Here is a 15,798-nt window from a genome sequence, read left to right as displayed (position 1 = left end):
TACGACGGCTCCGTCTGGGAAGCCCAGTGGTGGACCCAAGGCGACGAACCCGGAGCCAGCGAGTGGGGGCCCTGGGAGCAGGTCGAGGCCGACCCCGCCCCTCCGGAAGGGCCGGTCGCGTCGTTCGCCATCAGCGACCGCTCCCCCGAACCCGGTACGGAAGTCGAGTTCGACGCCACCGGTTCCGACGGGGAGATCGAGACCTACGAGTGGGTTCTCGGCGACGGAACGGAAGCCACCGGTGGGGTCGTTACCCACGTCTTCGACGATGAGGGCGACTACGAGGTCGAACTGACCGTCACTGACGCCGACGGCGAAACCGACACCGAAAGCGAGGTCGTCACCGTCGGCGACGACGATCTCGACGAGATCACCGCCGAGACGACCCTCGCCGAACTCTATCCCGAGTACGAGGAGCGGTACATTCCCGACCTCTTTCTCAACTACCTTCCGGGCGAAGTCGACGGCGGCCATCCGGTCTCGACCGGCGACGCTGGACCGGCGCTCGACGAGAACCTGAGCGACGAGGAGAAAGCCGATCGGTACGACGTCGACCTCGATGCGATACGGAACAACGTCGAGGACGGCTCGCTCCAGCTCGGGAGTCTCGGCACCGAAGCGCTGGACCACGTCCAGCGGCTGGAGAACGAAGGATTCCCCACTCATGCGACCTGCCAGCTACTGCCACGGCTGATGTTGCTCGGTCCCGAGACGGAACCGCCGACCTTCCAGGGCAGCGGCCGCGAGCAGTCCTGGGACGAGACCGCCGGTCCGGTCGCGGCGAGCAACGACCCCGAGCAACTCGTACAGGATCCGTGGCCGACGGACGCGATCTCGGAGGAGGAAGACGAAGTCGCCGAACGCGACCGAATCCACGACCAGCCCGAACACGAGGATCGCGAGGGCTGGACGTTCCACGAGGACCTCCCGGAGGAGATCCTCTACTCGGACAATCCGGTGTTCGACGCGATCGACGACGATGTCCACCCGGTGACCGGCGACCCCCTCGGCGGTGAGAGCTTTACCAGCAACGCACCAATGGAGGTCTCCGCGGAGATACACGGCGACTCGTGGTGGTGGCATCAGGTCCTGCTGTTCAAAAACACCAGCGACGTGCCGTACCACCTCGACGGCGCGGTGATCTGGTGGGTCGGCCCCTCGGCCTACGGCGAGACGATGAGTGCCGGTCACTACAACAACGAACAACGGCCCGGGCCGGGACACGGCCACCCCCAGCGGGATTTCATCGAAGTCGTCTACGACGAGGAACAGGAGCTTTCGGTGTTTATCATCCGGCTGGCGTTCCACGACTCGCCGTATAACATGCGTACCGCCTATCCGAACCAGCACTGGTCGCTCGAGGTAAGCGTCGGTGACGCGCTGGATCAGCGGTACGAAACGGCCGAGGAACGACAGGCGGTCCTCGAGACGATGGTCGAAACCGCACACGTCGAACTCGAGACGGACATGGATCGAAACGACGATCTGCTGGACGAACTGAACCTCCGAAACCGGGTCGCGAACTGAGACTCGGACTCGAGGTCGAGTCGGTCTTTTTTCCACGAAGAGGATAAGCGAGGCGAATCGGATCGCCTGAAGGCGGATGATGACATCCGGACGCCCACAGTGGGACGGAGGCCGTTGGAATCAAATCATAATAATAGCTACTAGTATACAGAATAATACACTAACCAAATTGTCATATATTCATAATATATTGTGTTAGTTCGATAGAGGGGCACGCCTTCAGCTATTAATCCGCACATATACCAATTATATTAGTATTTATAATATATGGTGTGTAGTGGACAGCCCCTAGTGCTAGTTACGTCAGTAGCCGAGAATTACACGAATACCAAATGATATCTGATATACTGCGCCACTATATAACTTGAATGGGAAGAAAATACCTATATATGGATATATAACTTCACAATGTGGGGATAATCGGACGAGAGAACAGGAGACAGTTCGATGGTTATCAGCATTCATAGTATTCGCGGTCATTAACCACTATTTTGTCATAAAGGGATTCATATCGACCGAAAGGATGGTTCGATTTCGTCCTCGTCGCCGGCCCACTATTTACACGCAAGCGCGCCGGGAGTGTTCGAACGAAACGGATCGATTCCACGTTCGATATCAAAGGTCGACCGTTTTTCGGGACGTTGAGAAGTCGCGCCGGCTCGGTTCCCTGGGTACGGTATCGCCGCTGGTGCAAACGATCGTCTCGTTTATCGTTCAAGGGACGATGATTCGGGATACAACGGTCAATAACGGTGGTTATCGCTTTCGAGTCTGTTTCAGTCGAGAAAGACACTCCGCTTCTTTCATGGTTTCGGCTGATATCTATATGGATGGTATTTTATATAATAGTCAACCAAATGGAGATGTATGTATGATCTTACAGGCTTCCAGCGAGACCTGTTGTACGTGATCGCTGGTCAAGAGGAGCCACACGGATTGGCGATCAAGGAAGAACTCGAGCAGTACTACGAGAAGGAGATCCACCACGGCCGTCTGTATCCGAATCTCGACACGCTCGTCGACAAAGGACTTGTCGAGAAAGGAACCAAAGATCGACGGACGAACGTCTACTCGGTAACGCGGCGTGGGACTCGAGAGATCGAAGCGCGGCGGGACTGGGAGAATCAGTACGTCGATCTCGACGAGGAGTAACGAGCGATTCACTCGTTCGGTACTTAATCCCGCCGGTCGCTTGCCATCGGCAGCGTCGCCGAAAACGTCGCTCCCCCGCCGGGTTCGGAGTCGGCCCTAACCGCTCCGTCGTGGTACTCGATAACTCGTTGACAGATCGCGAGCCCGATCCCCGTTTCATCGTGCTCGATACGACTGTGGAGTCGTTCGAAGACTTCGAACACCTGCTCGACGGTTTCGGGCGGGATACCGCCCCCCGAATCGCGAACAGAAATCACCCACTGATCGACCTCGTGGACGGAGCAAGCGTCAGGTCGCTTTCAATCGGAGCCGTTCGATTCGGCTGGCAAGCGGCGGGGACGTCGAGAACCAGTTCCGACCGGGATCGTCCTCGAGTTCGAGCCCCGCTTCCTCGGCCGCTCGTTCGAACGCGTCCGCAAGTTCGTCCGAACCGATCTCGGCGGCCGCATGGTCGTCGACGTAATACCGAAACCGTCGGGCGGCGGCGAACCCGCCGAAGGCAAGACCTGCGGCCGGCACGAGCATGATCAGAACCGACAGCCCGGTTTCGACCGCTACGAGGAGCAACAGAAGGGGACCGATGAGTGCAGCCCCGGTAACTAGGGTCGCGTAGTGTGTGACCTGTGCACGACGAGCGACGAACAATGCGAGCAGCGTCTCGTCCTCGAACCGGTCGAGGGCGGCCCGTGAAACGAACAGGTATCGCCCACCCGGCGCACCGATGACGTTGATCGAGACGTGTCGGCGGTCGGCGTCGACAACCCGGATCCCCCGGACCGCGATGCCCGCCGCGTCGAGCAGTGGTTCGAGGCGTTCGGCTTCGGCGTCGGTCGGCCGTCGCGTGTTCGACATCGCGGTACCGAGAACGGGTGCCGCAGTCCAGAGGAGGAAAACGACGACCACGAAGAAACCGCCGATTCCGAGCCAGCCCGAACGGAAGGCCGGTTCTGCGAGGGAAATCAGAAAGAGCACGACGGAAAGCAGTACCGTTAGATACCGGAAGTAGTGTCGACGCGTCGCCGCCGGATCGTCCACGCCGGGGAGGTCGGGATAAGTGTTAACGACGCCGGTAACGGCTGCCGTCCCGACGAGGGCGGCGCTTAGTCCACCGGCACCGGCGGCGATGAGCGCGGACAGAACGTGGCGGGCAGGCGTGAAAATCGACGGAATGGGGACCGTCCCGTCGACGACACCCCAGACGCCGATTGCGGCGATGATGGCCGTGCCGAACACGATGACAGTCGTTCCCCGCGCCGCACTCTCGTCGGACCACCCGCGGGCGAGGCGACCGTACAGGTTCCCGAACACGCCCGCGACGACCGCAGCGATGCCGACGAGTACTGCCAGAACGCACCACAGTAAAACCGCATCTATCGGGGACATGTTTCGATATCGGCAGTCCCGACGGATGAACATTTCGTCACAGTAACCACTGTTGGAGCGTCTCTTCACCGACCCCGATTCCTTGCGGATCGGCGGTCCGGACGGTGTGTTCCACAGGTCGCGATACGCCAGTTAGGGGCCGAACCGGCTGGACCGAAGGAACCGACGGAGTCGATTCGGCAAACCGAACTCGGAGGGTCCGACTCGCCGCGTTTCGTCCAGTACTCCGCTCGAAGCCGGGTTTCGGCTCGCGTTTCCCCGGAACGTCCGGGTCCGGATCGACGGACGCCGTGCCGTCGTCGACGTCGTCAACGATGCCGATGTCGTTCCCATCGCCGTCGATCACGCGCTTTGTGCTGTGTTCCGTCGTACTCCCGGTCTCGGATGGATAGCTTCGGTTTCGGGTTTCGGAACCAGCCGCGGCTGTGATCCGTTCGGGTCCGCAAGGCGGGACACCGGCTCGAACGAATCGCGTCGCGCTCGAGCGGTCGAGCGCGCACGCAAGGAAAGCGGTGTTTTCCGCGGCGACCGTAGCTCGACGCGATGACCGACCAGCCAGCGACCGACTGGGAGTTCGAGTCGGTGTTCGCGGACGCACTCGAGGCGGTACCGGAAGAACACATGGACCCTGAGCGGTTCGTCCCCGGCGTCGGCCCGCTCTCGGCCGACGTCCTGCTCGTCGGCGAGGCCCCGGGAAAACGGGAAGTCGCCGAGGGCGAACCGTTCGTCGGACAGGCCGGGGCACAGCTCGACCGGGTGCTCGAGTCGATCGGCTTCGATCGGCGGGACCACTATCTCACCAATCTCGTCAAGGTGCGGCCGCCCGAGAATCGGGACCCCTACGTCGCCGAAATCGAGGCGTGGCGGCCGGTACTGGACGCCGAAATCGAGCGCGTCGATCCGGCGGTACTGGTCCCGCTAGGGAGTTTCGCGACGAAAACACTCCTCGACACTGACGAGACGATCACCGACCTCCACGGGCAACGGCTAGAGCGCGATGGGCGGACCGTCGTCCCGTCGTTTCACCCCGCGGCGGCGCTCTACGATCGCAGCAAGGTCGACGCGATCGAGTCGGATCTGTCCACCGCCCTCGAGTTGGCGTGATCAGTTGTCCGCTTCGAACGCCTCTTCGACGCCGACGAGTTCGAAGAACTGGTCGAAGTCCTCGTCGTCGGGCAGGTTCGCTCGAACCTCCTCGAACTCGCTTTCGGGAACGATCTCGGCGAGGAGCGCGACGATCGCTTGGACGTAGTAGACCGCCTCGGGACGACCGTCATCGTCGTCCTCGAGTCCCGCTCGGTTTGCGACCCGGGAGACGAACTCGTCGAATCCGAACTGCTGTCCCGACTCCGCTTCGAGCAGGTACCGGTCGATCTCCATCGGAAGCGGCCCCGCGAGATCCGACGCCTCCCCGCCCTGAATGCGCTCGCCGAGCGTCGTCAAGACGGCACGAATCGCTCGAACGGCCTCGCCCATGCCCGGAAGCTCGAGTCGATGCTGGACTTCGCCGACGAACTCGTGGTACTCCATCGCGTTCACGAATCACGCCCCCGGCGAAAAAACCGGCCCATGCCGGTCAGCGTCCTCGACTGTTCAGGAAACGCGGACGACGGCGTAGCTGGCCTCGACCGGGGATCGAACGTTCGAACCACTCGTCAGTTCGCCGCGCAGTTGTTGGGGCCGGATTCGAGGGCCACCGCGTCGTCGGGGAGCGATTGTTCGCCCCAGTTGATCGCTTTGATCCGGCTGTAGTTCGCCGGTTCGTCGGCCAACCCGTCGACGATCGCGTCGATAAACGCCTCGCGGTCGTCCATCCCGAACCGGTCGTTCGACGACTCGAGCGTCCCGAGCGTGGTCGCGAGCGGTCGAACGGTCTCGTCGCTGAAATGGCCCGGAAGGACGACGGTCTCGTCCGGCAGGGCGGCGAGGCGCTCGAGGCTCCCGAACAGCTCGCGGGCACCCTCGCGGACGTCGGCCTCGTCGGTGCCCTCGAGATCCGGCCGCCCGACGCTGCGGAGAAACACCGTATCACCCGACAGGAGGGCGTCCCCGACGCGGAGCGAGACGCTTCCGGGCGTGTGACCGGGCGTATGGAGTACCTCGAGTCGGCGCTGCCCGACCTCGATAGCCTCACCGTCCCGTATCGGCACGTACTCGTCGAGTTCGCCGGCATCGTCCGGGTGGAGGTAGTACGGAACGTCGTCCGCAGCCGCCAGTTTTCGCCCGCCGCTTACGTGATCGGCGTGGGCGTGCGTATCGACGGCGGCGACGATCTCGACGCCGCGGTCGGCCGCGATCTCGACGTACTCCTCGAGAAAGAGACTCGGGTCGACGACGATCCCCTCCGTGCCGTCGTGAACGAGATAGGAGACACAGCCCGTCCCGGGGCGGACGATCTGGACGACATCGTCGACGGCGTCGATCGCGTAAGCGACGTGGACGCGCGCCCAGCCGTTCATCCCGTCAATCATCGATTTCGCGTCGTAGCCCCGGTCACGCAGGAACGCCGCCGCCTCCGCCGAAGTCACGCCGGCGACGCAGACGACGGCGATTTCCTTGTCCGCCGGGAGCTCCTCGAGCGAGGCCTCGAGACCGGTGTAGTCCCCCTCGAGGAGATCGTCGTAGACCGGGAGATTGTAACTCCCGTCGATGTGCCACTCCTCGTACTCGTCGGCCGGCCGAACGTCGAGGACGAACAGTGACTCGTCGTCTCGACGGGCCGCTACCGCTTCGGGGGACACCGTGGGATCGGCGTGTGTCATGTCGCTCATTCCATACGATACCACACAATCGACTCACGTAAAACCGAGCGCCTATCCACTGAACCCGGACTCGAAAGCGGGTACATACCGTCGAGCGTCTCGCTCCGGCTGCATCGAGAGGAGAGTCAGAGAGCCGACCCATTCGTGTATCAGACACCTCGTGCAGCCACATGGTCGACTCCCGCAGTCCACGGGAGTTACAGCCGCATCTCGTACGTCCCGACGGCGGCCCGGTCACTGGTACGGCGAACAGACGCGCCGAATCCCCTCTCGAAGCGAGAGGTGTGGCTCCCAGCCCGTTTCGGCGGCGAACTTCGACGGGTCCGCGCACGTATCGTGAACGTAGACGGATTCCGGAACCGGGTTCTCGACGTAGGTCGGTTCGACCGCCGTCTCGAGTTCCTCGTTCAGCAGTTCGACCACGCGGTTGAACGAGTGCTGTGTCCCGGTTCCGACGTTGTAGATTCCGTCGAGTTCGTGTTCGGCCGCCAGCACGAGCGCGCGAACGACATCGTCGACGTGGGTGAAGTCCCGGGTCTGTGTCCCATCCCCATACAGAACTGGCGAGCGACCGTTCGCGATGTCGTCGGCGAACTGTGCGATCACGTTCGCGTACTCGCCCTTGTGTGCTTCGGCCCCGTCGTAGCCCTGATAGACCGAAAACAGTCGCATTCCGGCCGTCGTGAGCCCGTAGTGGTTCGAGAAGTACTCGGCGTACCGCTCGCGGGCGAGTTTCGACGCCTCGTATCCGGTGTTTGCAGTCACGGCCGCGTCCTCCGGTGACGGCTCCGTTCGACTCCCGTATATCGAAGACGTGGACGCGTAGACGACCGTCTCACAGCCGTCCCGGCGTGCTTGCTCGACGACGTTGACGAACCCCTCTACGTTGACCCGGGCACCCTCCTGTGGATCGGACTCGTGCATCGCGTACGAGGACAGCGCCGCGAGGTGAAAGACGATGTCGACATCGGTGGGGAGGTCGTCCTCGAGAACGCTCGCCTCGACGAACTCGACGTCGGATGGCAGGTTTTCGGGTGTTCCAAGATAACAGTCGTCGATGACGATAACATCGGTGTCGGTACCGAGGGCGGTCGCGAGATTGGAGCCGATAAACCCCGCACCGCCCGTGATCAGGACGCGAGTTGCGTTCATGGTATCGGTCGAAAGCGCGTATTTCCGGTCCGGCTGACGACGGCCGGGATACCGACGACTCCGAGCCAACTAACAGCATCGAGACGGAGTCCCGTACGAAGTTGCGAACGGTCGTCTCAGCGCCGCGTGTGGGTCAGTGTCCCGTTCGTCGGCCGTACCAACACCATTGGTGACATCTATCTAATACGTTAGCCATTAGTATGCAACCAGTATTCCGTGTGGCCCGATATGGGATCCAGTCGACGGCACTGACTGAACCGACCCATTTATAAACTCGAGTCCTATCAGTCGATAGTAAAACCAACGGTCGGTCGCTGTGTTCTTCACGAGTACGTGGTGATCTAAGCAATGTACCTCATCATCGTCGGCGGTGGAAGCATCGGTTCGAACCTGATCGAGCTCGCGGTACATGACGGCAACGACGTCGTCGTCATCGAAAGCGACGAGGAGCGAGCCAACGAGATCGCGGCGGAGTACGACTGTCTGACGCTCAACGCCGACGCGACGAACCACGGGACGCTCCGTGACGCCGAGATCGATCGCGCGGACGCGGTCATCTCGACGACCGACATCGACGCGGTCAACATCATGGTGATGTTGCTCGCACAGGAACACGACGTCCCCAACCTCGTCAGCGTCGTCCACGATCCCGACAACATCCCCGTGTTCGAGAAGATCGGCGTCACGCTGATCGAAAACCCACAGCGGCTGATCGCCGATTACCTCTATCACTCGGTTCGCTACCCCGGCGTCAGCGATTTCGTCGACCTCGACGACGAGACGGAACTGGTCGAGCTCACAGTCACCGAGACCGCGCCGATGAGCGGCCAGCGCCTCTCGAACGCCACGGAATCGGGCGCACTGCCCGACGGCTGTCTCGTCGTCGCCCTCGAGCGCGACGGCGAGATCCGCGCCCCCAAAGGGGGGACGACGATCCACGCCGGTGATACGGTGACGGTGTTTACCGACGACGCCACGCTCGAGGCCGCCGTCGAGGCGTTTACCGGCACGCAGCGATGAGCGTCCAGTTTCGAACGGTCGGGCGGGACGTCGGACGGATCGTCCGGATCGTCTCCCTGATGGCGTTCGTTTCGATTCCGGTCGCGATACTCCACCGGGAGTTCTACGCGATTCCGGCGCTTATCGCCTCGGGACTCGTGATGCTCGCCGTCGGTGAACTCCTCTCTCGACGGTTCGCCGATGCCCCCGAGCCGGACAAACTCCACGGGATGCTCACCGCCGCGACCGCGTGGGGAACCGTCGGAATCCTCGGCGGGTTGCCGTTGTTGCTCATCGCATGGACGCTTACGGTCGATCCGTTCCCGGCGGTCGTGAGCGCGCCCTCCCCCACTTCGACGGTTGCCACGTTCCGTAATCCGCTCAACTGCGTCTTCGAGAGCCTCAGCGGCTTCACGTCGACGGGGCTGACGATGGCCACCCGCGAGCAAGACCTCACCGAGACGATGCAGTGGTGGCGCTCGTTCACGGAGTGGGTCGGCGGGGTCGGGGTAATCGTCCTCACCGTCGCCATCCTCGCCCGCCCCGGAAGCGGGTCGCTGACGCTCTACGAGAGCGAGGCCCGGTCGACGAAGATTCATCCCAGTATCGTCTCGACGGTACGCGAGATCTGGAAGATCTACCTCGTGTTGACCCTCGCCGCCGTCGCGTTGTTCCTCGCGGCCGGAATGCAGCCGTGGGGCGCTATCAACCACGCCATGACGGGCATCTCGACCGGTGGGTTCTCGATCTACGCCGACTCGATCGGCCACTACAACGAGCCACTCATCGAGTATGCGGTCGTACCGGTCATGGTCGCGGGCAGTATCGCGTTCCCCGTCCACTACCTGCTGTTCAAAGGCGAGATCAAGAACGTCTATACGGATATCCAGACCCGGTGGGTGTTCATCTGGTTTAGCGTCGGCTCGGTCGCCCTGATGGGGATACTGTACCTTCGGGGGACCTACGACACGCTCGAGGAAGCGTTCCGGTACGGCCTCTTCCAGTTCGTCTCCGGGACCTCGAACGCCGGATTCGGAACGACGGCGATCGGGAACGGAACGGAACAGATCTGGACCGCCGACGCAACGTTGCTGGTCTGTGTGGGAATGCTTACGGGTGCCGCGGCCGGGTCGACGGTTGGCGGACTCAAGCTCATTCGGGTGATCACGCTCGTAAGGGGCGCACGATGGCGCATCGCCGGGGTGTTCTCCCCAAGGTCCGCGGTGCGCCGGCTTCGGATCGGGGAGCGATCGCTCGACGAACGGCAAGCGAGCAAGGAACTCGAGGAGGCAGCGATCGTGGCCCTGCTCTGGCTGTTGTTTCTCGCGCTGGGACTGGCCGTCCTCCTCGCGACGCTTCCGACCGACATCCGGACCGAGTACGCGATTTTCGAGGTCATGAGCGCACAGAGTACGGTCGGGCTCTCGGCCGGGATCACCGGCCCGGAGATGCCGACCGCCGCGAAACTCGTGTTCCTCCTCAACATGTGGATCGGCCGGCTCGAGATCATCCCCGTGCTGGTCCTTCTTCGGGGTGCGATGGTCCGTGCCGGCCTGTACGAGTGAGACGTTCGAACCGGGAAGCCGTCGCGTTTCGGGCGTAATCCCCTCGCGCGAGGTACGTATCCGCCTCGAGCGCCATTCGGGGTTATGAGTGAACGAACGGGAGCCACCGAACGGAGTTTCTTTCTGCAATCTGACGATAGCGTCCGTTCTCGAGGCCGAAAAGAGCGCGTTACTGTTGTCCCTCGAGCTGGGTCGGTTGCTCGTACCGGGAGGCCTGTGTAAACCGACCGTTCTCCGCCGGCTCCGCGGTTGACAACCAATCGTCGACGGTGTACGTGCGGTCGGTATCCGAGCGCGACCGATCGGTATACGGGACGACGCCGCGGAGCGGTTCCGTTTCCGCGTCCGTAGCGGTCTCCGAGAGGGCCAGTGCCACGATCGGCACCCGTACTCGCTCGTGTGACTCGCCGGTCCCGGGCTCGAACGGCGAAGACGGGACCTCATGGCGGCGAAACGCCGGCTCGAGCGAGTGGCCGTGTTTGGTTGCCCACTGTTCGAATTCGGTCACGAGTTCGTCGCGTGTGAGCGTCCCGTCGTCGGCGGTCTCATCGACGACGTGACACTCCGGCGGCCAGTGGGTGATCCGATAGTCGGCGATAGACCCGGCCTCACAGAGTTGCTGCAGACGGACGATGACGCGGTTTATCGTTTCGGTGATCGGCGCGGGAACGGTCGCGCGAACGTAACAGTCGACACGAAGATCTCGCTCCGCGTCGATATCGGCGGCCGGAACGTCCATCGAACGGGAGTTATTTGTTGGCATACCCTCTCTCCGTGCGCTGAACGTGATCGGTTGCGCGAAGCGACGTGAGAATCGGCAACAGGGTGAGTTTGGACAGGCCGAGGAGCCGCTGGAGTTCGGCTACCGTCGCCTCCCCGACTACGGAGAGCGTGAGATAAACGAGTTTCGTCCGCGGTGCCGTGAGATCGTCCGGCAGGGCTATTCGGTGGTCATTCGTGGACATCATCGTATGAGGGATGCCAACGAACCTGCGTATAAAGCTGGCTGACCCATGTGCACATATGACAGGTGTTCGAGGGAGTGAACGTCGACTACACGCCTGCCGAGTTACTCGGTTAGAACGGGAGTCCACTGACAAGCCTCGGGATCGTACTGAAATCGAAGATTTCCGTGATGACGAGACGTTCCACGTCTCGAACCACTTGACCCCGAGGCGGTTGACCGGGAACGAACACGCGGAGATGATGTCCACGAGTGACCGCCGAAGGCGGTCAGTCGTGTGTTGCGGGTCCAGATCGACGCCGGATCCGGCCGACCGCATGTGAATTATTGACAGAGTTATTGAAAACGGTACTCCCACAATAATTTGGGACTCGAGGTAGCGCCGTTCGAGACACGTCCTCGCGCTCGAACTATCGAACCGGTCGGGGCGAGACTCACCGAACGATCGTGACCGGAACGGGAGCGCGCCGGAATACGGTTTCAGCGATGTTTCCCACGAACAGCCGGTCGACCAGATCGCCGCCGTGACTCCCCATTACGATCGCATCGTAATCCGGGGCACGATCGACGATCGTCTGGGCCGGACGGCCGAGACCGACGGTCGTATCGATTTCGGTATCGTGCTCGGCAGCCAGTTCGCGGGCGCGTTCGTGTACCGCCTTGGCCCGGTCTCTGGCGGCCGACTCGAGGTCGTCCTCGAAAACGAGGCCGACCGCCTCCCCCATCATCATCGACGGTTCGCCGACGACCGTGAGGACGGTGATCTCCGCGTCGGGATGGTTCTCGAGGGCGTACTCGAGGGCGCGTTCGGACAGCTCGGAGCCGTCCATCGGAACGAGGACGCGAGCGAGCATACGAACCCTACGACGCGCGTGTGAATAAAGACCACCCGTCGTGGGCTCCGTGAGAGCCATCCAACCGGGTGGAGCCGATCGTGAACGCGGTCAGATACCGAGCGCTGGTCCGAGCGGCCGGAGCTCCTGACTGCCGCATTCGTGACAGGTGGGTTCGTCCCTGACGAACCCGCCACAGCCTCGACACTCGTAGCCGACGACCGATGCGGCCGCCAGCAGCGTCACGATCGTTTTCACAATGTCCATTGCTATCTGTCCACATAGCTCGTGGCCAGTAGCATGTATCTTTCGCCCCGCGGTCGGCGGGCTGCTCCGGTTCGGAGGAAGTTCGAGGTTGCAGGGACCGAATCGGGAGGGACCAGTAGCGTCTACACTTAAGGAACTCACTGGAGTAGCATCCGTCTATGACCCACCCGATCGAGGAGACGTCCCCGGACGAACCGGGAGCCGTCAGGAGCGGACTCGAGGCGTTACGGGAGAGTCCGCAGTTTCGCGGCCCGGTCGAACACCCCGATGGGCACGACCACGCTAACGATCACCTCGCCCTCCTCTACGAGGATCACGACGCACAGTTCGCCTCGGTCGTCCCGTTCGTCCGACAGGGGCTCGAGCGGGGCGAACGGTGTCTGTACGTCGCCGACGACAACTCACGGGAAGCGGTGCGGGAAGCGATGCAAGCGGGTGGGATCGACGTCGACGCCGCGACCCAGTCGGGTGCGCTTTCGATCCACACGAAGGCGGAGACGTACCTCGATCCCGGCGAGTTCGATCGGGAGGCGATGCTCGAGTTCTGGGAGCGGTCCCTCGAACGGGCGACGGACGAAGGTTACGCGGGGATCAGGGCGGCGGCCGAGATGACGTGGGCGCTCGACAGCGACACGAGCCTCGACCTCCTCGTCGAGTACGAATCGATACTCAACTCGCTGTACGAGGACGAGGAGTACGTCGTGCTGTGTCAGTACAACTGCGACCGGTTCCCGGCGGCGGTGATTCACGACGTGATCCGGACGCATCCGCATCTCATCCACGACGGAGTCGTTTCCCAGAACGCCTACTACACGCCGCCAGCGGAGTTTTTCGGCCCCGACTGCTCCGCTCGTGAGGTCGAGCGAATGATGCAGACGTTGCGAGAGCGAACCGAAGCCAGACGCGAACTCCAGCGGACGAAAGAGCACTTCGAGAAGATTTTCGACCACAGTCAGGACGCGATCTTCATCAACGATCCCCGCGCCGACGAAATTCTGGAGGTCAATCCGGCCGGCTGTGAGATGCTGGGCTACACACGGGAGGAACTGCTGGCGCTCGGTCCGTCTCACTGCCATCCCCACGAGATGGATCGGTTCCAGTCGTTCGTCGATACTGTCTTTGCGGACGGCGGCGGCTGGACGGACGAACTCGCCTGTCTCCCCAAAACCGGCGATCCGATCCCGGCGGAGATCTCGGCGTCCCCGATCGAGATCGACGGCCGCCGGTGTCTGCTCGCTATCGTCCGGGACATCAGCGAACGCAAGGAACGCGAGCGCGCCCAGCAACGGCTGTACGAGATCGCGGCCGATCCCGAACAGCCGTTCGACGACAAACTGCAGGCGCTGTTCGAGCTGGGGTGTGACCGGTTCGATCTCGAGCTCGGAGGGATGGCTCGCATCGATCCCGACAGCGACCTGTTCGAGGTCGAGGCGACCAGCGGTCCCCACGAGCATCTCGCCCCCGGTACCCAACTCGACCTCTCGGAAACGTACTGTCGGGTGTTCGACGGCGGCGATGGGACGGCCTGTATTGCCGATCCAGTCGCCGAGGGATTCGAAAACACGCGAGCGTACGACGAGTTCGGCGTCAAATCATACCTCGGAACGCGGATTCCCCTCGAGAACGATCTCGATCGAACGCTGTTTTTCGTCGCCGACGAACCGCGGCCGGAGGGGTTCTCCGAGGTCGATCGCACGTTCCATCGCCTGATGGGCCAGTGGGTCCAGTACGAACTCCAGCGGCGACAGTACGAACGGGACCTCGAGGAGACCGTGGCACGGCTCCAGCAGTCGAACGCGCGCCTCGAGGAGTTCGCCTACGCCGCCTCCCACGACCTCCAAGAGCCGTTGCGGATGGTCTCGAGCTATCTCAGACTCATCGAAAAGCGCTACGACGAGGCGCTGGACGAGGACGGCCGGGAGTTCCTCGAGTTCGCCGTCAACAGCGCCGATCGGATGAGCGCGATGATCCAGGGACTGCTCGACTACTCCCGAGTCGAAACGCGAGGCGATCCGTTCGAACCGGTCGATCTCGACGCCGTCCTCGAGGACGTGCGGACGGACCTCCGACTCCGGATCGAGGAAAGCGACGCCATAGTCGAGGTCGACGTGCTGCCGCGCGTTCGGGGCGACGCGAGCCAGTTGCATCAACTGTTCCAGAACCTGCTGGATAACGCGATCGAATACAGCGGCGACGCGCCGCCGACGATCGATGTCACCGCCGAACGGGAGAACGAACAGTGGACGATCCTCGTTCGCGACGACGGAATCGGTATCGATCCCGAGGCCCAAGACCGGATCTTCGAGGTATTCCAGCGCCTGCACAGCCACGAGGAACACGAGGGTACCGGGATCGGCCTCGCGCTCTGTCAACGGATCGCCGAGCGCCACGGTGGCGATATAACGGTCGAGTCCGAACCCGGAATCGGAACGACGTTCGCCGTTACTCTCCCGGCAGCGAACACCGACGACCGGTAACCCCGCGGCGGTGGATCGACTCGTCCAGTTGCGACTGACTCCGCGGGACGAGGCGACCGACCGTCAAACCGTGCTCCCTATCAAACACCGGATGGAAAGTAAAATACAGACAATATATATCCTTATTTTCCCCGTTCGAAGCCGCTTCTCAAATTCCGCCGTCGAATTCTCCACGCCGTTTCGATCCTGTCCGTTGATGCGACTGTATTTTGAATACTTGGTCACTTCTACCCGATTCTCGGTATATTCGCCCAGAACAGTAGAGCTTTAGTAGTATACCCCATTGACTAACCCGAGTAGAGGATGACAAGTGAAAACCTGACTTCCAAAGAAGAGGACGTACTGGACGAAATCGAATCGGAGGGCGTCGACTTCCTCCGGCTCCAGTTCACGGACATCCTGGGAACGGTAAAGAACGTCTCGGTTCCGGCCCGGCAGGCCGAGAAGGCCTTTTCGGAGGGGATTTACTTCGACGGGTCGTCGATCGAGGGGTTCGTACGGATTCAGGAGTCGGACATGCGGCTCGTCCCTGACCCGGACACCTTCGCGATCCTCCCGTGGCGGGAGAAAGAGGACAGCGCGGCCGCCCGGATGATCTGTGACGTGTACGACACGTCGACGGGCGAGCCGTTCGAGGGCGACCCGCGGCGGGTGCTGAAAAACGCCCTCGAGCGGGCGCGGGAGATGGGGTATACGGTAAACGCCGCGCCGGAGCCG

At 62.3% G+C, this 15,798-nt stretch carries 15 protein-coding genes and 1 pseudogene; 7 read left to right on the top strand and 9 right to left on the bottom strand.

The annotated features are described in order from the left end of the window. On the top strand, nucleotides 1-1,527 hold a 1,527-nt coding region (locus tag TX80_RS12760; RefSeq protein ID WP_049923509.1), incomplete at its 5' end, for a PKD domain-containing protein. A gap of 867 nt (nucleotides 1,528-2,394) precedes the next feature. Continuing rightward, nucleotides 2,395-2,679, top strand: a complete 285-nt coding sequence (locus tag TX80_RS12755) for a PadR family transcriptional regulator (RefSeq protein WP_049923508.1) — start codon at nucleotides 2,395-2,397, stop codon at nucleotides 2,677-2,679. A gap of 23 nt (nucleotides 2,680-2,702) precedes the next feature. Here the strand turns inward: TX80_RS12755 and TX80_RS12750 are convergent. Then, a pseudogene (locus TX80_RS12750) lies at nucleotides 2,703-2,942 on the bottom strand (ATP-binding protein); the annotation flags it as partial. A gap of 25 nt (nucleotides 2,943-2,967) precedes the next feature. Beyond that, nucleotides 2,968-4,062: a hypothetical protein gene (locus TX80_RS12745; protein ID WP_049923506.1), complete on the bottom strand. Its 1,095-nt coding sequence runs from the start codon at nucleotides 4,060-4,062 to the stop codon at nucleotides 2,968-2,970. A 543-nt stretch (nucleotides 4,063-4,605) separates the two neighbouring features. On the opposite strand from TX80_RS12745, the gene TX80_RS12735 reads away from it, so the two are divergent. Then, nucleotides 4,606-5,166: a uracil-DNA glycosylase gene (locus tag TX80_RS12735; protein ID WP_049923504.1), complete on the top strand. Its 561-nt coding sequence runs from the start codon at nucleotides 4,606-4,608 to the stop codon at nucleotides 5,164-5,166. Here TX80_RS12735 and TX80_RS12730 read toward each other — a convergent pair whose 3' ends face one another. The 3 genes from TX80_RS12730 to TX80_RS12720 all read right to left on the bottom strand — a co-directional run bounded on the left by TX80_RS12730 (nucleotide 5,167) and on the right by TX80_RS12720 (nucleotide 7,976). Continuing rightward, nucleotides 5,167-5,592 carry a DUF2267 domain-containing protein gene (locus tag TX80_RS12730; RefSeq protein ID WP_049923503.1) on the bottom strand — a complete coding sequence of 142 codons (426 nt, stop codon included), beginning with the start codon at nucleotides 5,590-5,592 and terminating at the stop codon, nucleotides 5,167-5,169. It abuts the gene before it with no gap. A 125-nt stretch (nucleotides 5,593-5,717) separates the two neighbouring features. Further along, nucleotides 5,718-6,833 (bottom strand): MBL fold metallo-hydrolase, encoded by a 1,116-nt coding sequence (locus TX80_RS12725; protein WP_394324883.1) that lies wholly within the window; start codon nucleotides 6,831-6,833, stop codon nucleotides 5,718-5,720. 225 nt (nucleotides 6,834-7,058) lie between these two features. Continuing rightward, on the bottom strand, nucleotides 7,059-7,976 hold the full coding sequence (locus TX80_RS12720; RefSeq protein ID WP_049923502.1) for an NAD-dependent epimerase/dehydratase family protein: 918 nt from the start codon (nucleotides 7,974-7,976) through the stop codon (nucleotides 7,059-7,061). Nucleotides 7,977-8,324: 348 nt separating this feature from the next. On the opposite strand from TX80_RS12720, the gene TX80_RS12715 reads away from it, so the two are divergent. Together TX80_RS12715 and TX80_RS12710 are read left to right on the top strand one after the other, a co-directional pair. Further along, nucleotides 8,325-8,996, top strand: a complete 672-nt coding sequence (locus TX80_RS12715; RefSeq protein WP_049923501.1) for a potassium channel family protein — start codon at nucleotides 8,325-8,327, stop codon at nucleotides 8,994-8,996. Beyond that, complete coding sequence (locus TX80_RS12710) at nucleotides 8,993-10,540, top strand: TrkH family potassium uptake protein (protein WP_049923500.1); 1,548 nt, start codon at nucleotides 8,993-8,995, stop codon at nucleotides 10,538-10,540. The genes TX80_RS12715 and TX80_RS12710 overlap by 4 nt, the downstream gene beginning before the upstream one ends. A 169-nt stretch (nucleotides 10,541-10,709) precedes the next feature. Here TX80_RS12710 and TX80_RS12705 read toward each other — a convergent pair whose 3' ends face one another. The 4 genes from TX80_RS12705 to TX80_RS19030 all read right to left on the bottom strand — a co-directional run bounded on the left by TX80_RS12705 (nucleotide 10,710) and on the right by TX80_RS19030 (nucleotide 12,604). Then, entirely contained in the window at nucleotides 10,710-11,303 is a 594-nt protein-coding gene (locus tag TX80_RS12705) for an HTH domain-containing protein (protein ID WP_049923499.1), read from the bottom strand. Further along, nucleotides 11,290-11,508, bottom strand: coding sequence for a hypothetical protein (locus TX80_RS12700; RefSeq protein WP_049923498.1), 219 nt, complete (start codon nucleotides 11,506-11,508; stop codon nucleotides 11,290-11,292). The genes TX80_RS12705 and TX80_RS12700 overlap by 14 nt, the downstream gene beginning before the upstream one ends. 430 nt (nucleotides 11,509-11,938) lie before the next feature. Further along, nucleotides 11,939-12,358: a universal stress protein gene (locus TX80_RS12695; RefSeq protein ID WP_049923497.1), complete on the bottom strand. Its 420-nt coding sequence runs from the start codon at nucleotides 12,356-12,358 to the stop codon at nucleotides 11,939-11,941. 90 nt (nucleotides 12,359-12,448) lie between these two features. Next, on the bottom strand, nucleotides 12,449-12,604 hold the full coding sequence (locus tag TX80_RS19030) for a hypothetical protein (RefSeq protein ID WP_154658644.1): 156 nt from the start codon (nucleotides 12,602-12,604) through the stop codon (nucleotides 12,449-12,451). A 158-nt stretch (nucleotides 12,605-12,762) separates the two neighbouring features. On the opposite strand from TX80_RS19030, the gene TX80_RS12690 reads away from it, so the two are divergent. Both TX80_RS12690 and TX80_RS12685 read left to right on the top strand, forming a co-directional pair. Then, on the top strand, nucleotides 12,763-15,081 hold the full coding sequence (locus tag TX80_RS12690; protein ID WP_049923496.1) for an MEDS domain-containing protein: 2,319 nt from the start codon (nucleotides 12,763-12,765) through the stop codon (nucleotides 15,079-15,081). A 303-nt stretch (nucleotides 15,082-15,384) separates the two neighbouring features. Continuing rightward, on the top strand, nucleotides 15,385-15,798 hold a 414-nt coding region (locus tag TX80_RS12685), incomplete at its 3' end, for a glutamine synthetase beta-grasp domain-containing protein (protein ID WP_195893077.1).

It is taken from the genome of Halopiger djelfimassiliensis (assembly GCF_000455365.1).
Classification (GTDB): Archaea; Halobacteriota; Halobacteria; order Halobacteriales; family Natrialbaceae; genus Halopiger_B; species Halopiger_B djelfimassiliensis.
Note: the sequence above shows the minus strand (reverse complement) of the source record. Positions and strands in the feature narration are given on the sequence as shown.

Coding starts and splice junctions, on each gene's coding strand:
- TX80_RS12755 (WP_049923508.1), top strand. CDS start 2,395: ATGTATGATCTTACAGGCTTCCAGCGAGACCTGTTGTACGTGATCGCT.
- TX80_RS12745 (WP_049923506.1), bottom strand. CDS start 4,062: ATGTCCCCGATAGATGCGGTTTTACTGTGGTGCGTTCTGGCAGTACTC.
- TX80_RS12735 (WP_049923504.1), top strand. CDS start 4,606: ATGACCGACCAGCCAGCGACCGACTGGGAGTTCGAGTCGGTGTTCGCG.
- TX80_RS12730 (WP_049923503.1), bottom strand. CDS start 5,592: ATGGAGTACCACGAGTTCGTCGGCGAAGTCCAGCATCGACTCGAGCTT.
- TX80_RS12725 (WP_394324883.1), bottom strand. CDS start 6,833: ATGAGCGACATGACACACGCCGATCCCACGGTGTCCCCCGAAGCGGTA.
- TX80_RS12720 (WP_049923502.1), bottom strand. CDS start 7,976: ATGAACGCAACTCGCGTCCTGATCACGGGCGGTGCGGGGTTTATCGGC.
- TX80_RS12715 (WP_049923501.1), top strand. CDS start 8,325: ATGTACCTCATCATCGTCGGCGGTGGAAGCATCGGTTCGAACCTGATC.
- TX80_RS12710 (WP_049923500.1), top strand. CDS start 8,993: ATGAGCGTCCAGTTTCGAACGGTCGGGCGGGACGTCGGACGGATCGTC.
- TX80_RS12705 (WP_049923499.1), bottom strand. CDS start 11,303: ATGCCAACAAATAACTCCCGTTCGATGGACGTTCCGGCCGCCGATATC.
- TX80_RS12700 (WP_049923498.1), bottom strand. CDS start 11,508: ATGATGTCCACGAATGACCACCGAATAGCCCTGCCGGACGATCTCACG.
- TX80_RS12695 (WP_049923497.1), bottom strand. CDS start 12,358: ATGCTCGCTCGCGTCCTCGTTCCGATGGACGGCTCCGAGCTGTCCGAA.
- TX80_RS19030 (WP_154658644.1), bottom strand. CDS start 12,604: ATGGACATTGTGAAAACGATCGTGACGCTGCTGGCGGCCGCATCGGTC.
- TX80_RS12690 (WP_049923496.1), top strand. CDS start 12,763: ATGACCCACCCGATCGAGGAGACGTCCCCGGACGAACCGGGAGCCGTC.